2 protein-coding genes and 1 pseudogene are annotated in these 2184 nt (G+C 69.1%); 1 reads left to right on the plus strand and 2 read right to left on the minus strand.

From position 1 onward, the window contains the following. Together V6M46_RS11970 and V6M46_RS11975 are read right to left on the minus strand one after the other, a co-directional pair. The coding region (locus tag V6M46_RS11970; protein WP_332665264.1) for an NTP transferase domain-containing protein at nucleotides 1-129 on the minus strand (129 nt) is incomplete at its 3' end. A 27-nt stretch (nucleotides 130-156) separates the two neighbouring features. Continuing rightward, a complete protein-coding gene (locus tag V6M46_RS11975) occupies nucleotides 157-1017 on the minus strand; it encodes a siderophore-interacting protein (RefSeq protein WP_332665259.1) in 861 nt (286 codons plus the stop codon). Nucleotides 1018-1034: 17 nt separating this feature from the next. Between V6M46_RS11975 and V6M46_RS11980 the strand changes: the two are divergent. After that, nucleotides 1035-2184 (plus strand): annotated as a pseudogene (locus tag V6M46_RS11980) (M13 family metallopeptidase N-terminal domain-containing protein); the annotation flags it as partial.

Consider the following 2184-nt stretch of genomic DNA (forward strand, 5'->3'; position numbering starts at 1 on the left):
GAACGCCGCGATGGTGTGCTCGATGATCGTCTTGCCGGCGATCTTGATGAGCTGCTTGGGGATCGACAGGCCGACCCTCGTACCGGTGCCACCGGCCAGGACGACGGCCACATTGCGGAGTTCAGTCACCCGACGAGGTTACCGTCAGGGCACTCTTCAGGACGCCCCCGGTCGCATGACCGCGTCCTGCTGCGCCGACTTCCACTCGCGGAAGCCCTCCTCGGTCGTGCCGCGGCGCCAGTAGGCCGACACCGACACGTCGGCCCGGGCCACGCCGCGATCGGTGAGCACGTACGGTCGCACGCTCTTGAGCAGCGCCGACTCGCCGTGGATGAAGGCCTGGGCCCGGCCCGGGAGCCAGTCCCACGCGCGCACGGCGTCGTCGAGCAGCGTCGTCGAGCCCGCGGGCGCGTCGCCACGGTGCAGCCAGTGCATCTCGAGCTCGGCGACGGTCGCGATCGGAACCTCGTCGACCGCTCCCCCGACCTCGATGAACGCCACCGCGCGGGCGCCGGCCGGCAACGCCTCGAGGGCCGCGGAGATCGCCGGGAGTCCGGCCTCGTCGCCGACGAACAGGTGCCAGTCGGCCGTGGGATCGGGCGCGTAGGCCCCGCTGGGACCGCGCAGGTGCAGGAGGTCGCCGGGCTCGGCACGAGCCGCCCACGGGCCGGCGATGCCTTCGTCACCGTGCACCACGAAGTCGATCGCGAGCTCCTGCGCCTCGGGATCGATCCAGCGGATCGTGTAGGTCCGCAGCACCGGCCAGGCCTCCTGCGGCATCGTCTCGCGCACCGCGGCAAGGTCGAGCGGACGCGGATAGTCGAAGCCGTCGGCGAGGAAGACGAGCTTGACGTACTCGTCGGTGAACCTGCCGCCATCGTGCACGTCGTTGTTGAGCACCGCATGCCGGCCGAGGAACTCCGAAAACCCTTCGCCGCCGAACACCACCCGACGCATCGAGGGTGCCACGAATTCGGTCCGGATCACGGTCAGTTCAGCGGGATGGGTCTTGCTCACCTGTGTAGCCTACTGGCGTGACCCACGGCATCGACATGACACAGTTCGACCCCTCCACGCGCGTTCAAGACGACCTGTTCCGGCACGTCAACGGGCCGTGGCTGCGTACGGCCGAGATCAAGCCCGACCGGGCCACCGCGGGCTCGTTCGTGACGCTCGTCGACGAGGCCGAGGCCAAGGTCCGCGAGATCATCGAGACCGCCAGCAAGGCGCCGGAGGACGACGAGCAGCGCAAGATCGGCGACCTCTACGCGAGCTTCATGGACGAGGACCGAGTCGAGCAGCTCGGCGCCACACCGCTCGAGAGCGAGCTCGCCCAGGTCGACGCCATCACCGACATTCCCGGCTTCATCTCGACGCTCGGCACCCTCGATCGCCAGGGCGTCGGCAGCGTCTTCGGCATGTACATCGGCCCCGACAGCGGCCAGCCCGACCGCTATGTGACCCACCTCGGCCAGGGCGGCATCGGCCTGCCCGACGAGGCCTACTACCGCGAGGAGAGCTCGGCCGCGATCCGCGAGGCGTACGTCGAGCACCTCACGACGATGCTCGGGCTGGCCGGGCTCGACGACACCGCCGGCCGCGCGCAGCGGATCATGGAGCTCGAGACCCGCATCGCCTCGTACCACTGGGACAACGTGGAGTCGCGCGACGCCCAGAAGACCTACAACCTGTTCGCGCTCGACGGCCTGCAAGCCCTCGCTCCATCGTTCGACTGGACCCGGTGGTCCGACGCCGCGCAGATCCCCGCGCCGGTCATCGCGGAGGTCGTGGTCGCCCAGCCGTCATACCTCGAAGGACTCGAGACGCTGCTCGTCCCGGACGAGCTCGAGGCCTGGAAGGACTGGCTGCGCTGGCAGGTCGTCCACAGCGCGTCGCCCTATCTGTCGTCGGCGTTCGTCAACGCCAACTTCGAGTTCTACGGCAAGACCCTCAGCGGCACCGACGAGCTGCGGCCCCGGTGGAAGCGCGGAGTCGGCTTCGTCGAGGGCGCGATGGGCGAGGCGGTCGGCAAGATCTACGTACGCACGGAGTTCCCGCCCGCCTCCAAGGAGCGGATGACCGAGCTGATCGACAACCTCCTCGAGGCGTACCGGCAGAGCATCTCGGCGCTGCCCTGGATGAGCGACGAGACCAAGAAGCGCGCGCACGAGAAGCTCGACACGT

This window comes from Aeromicrobium sp. (assembly GCF_036676885.1).
Classification (GTDB): Bacteria; Actinomycetota; Actinomycetes; order Propionibacteriales; family Nocardioidaceae; genus Aeromicrobium.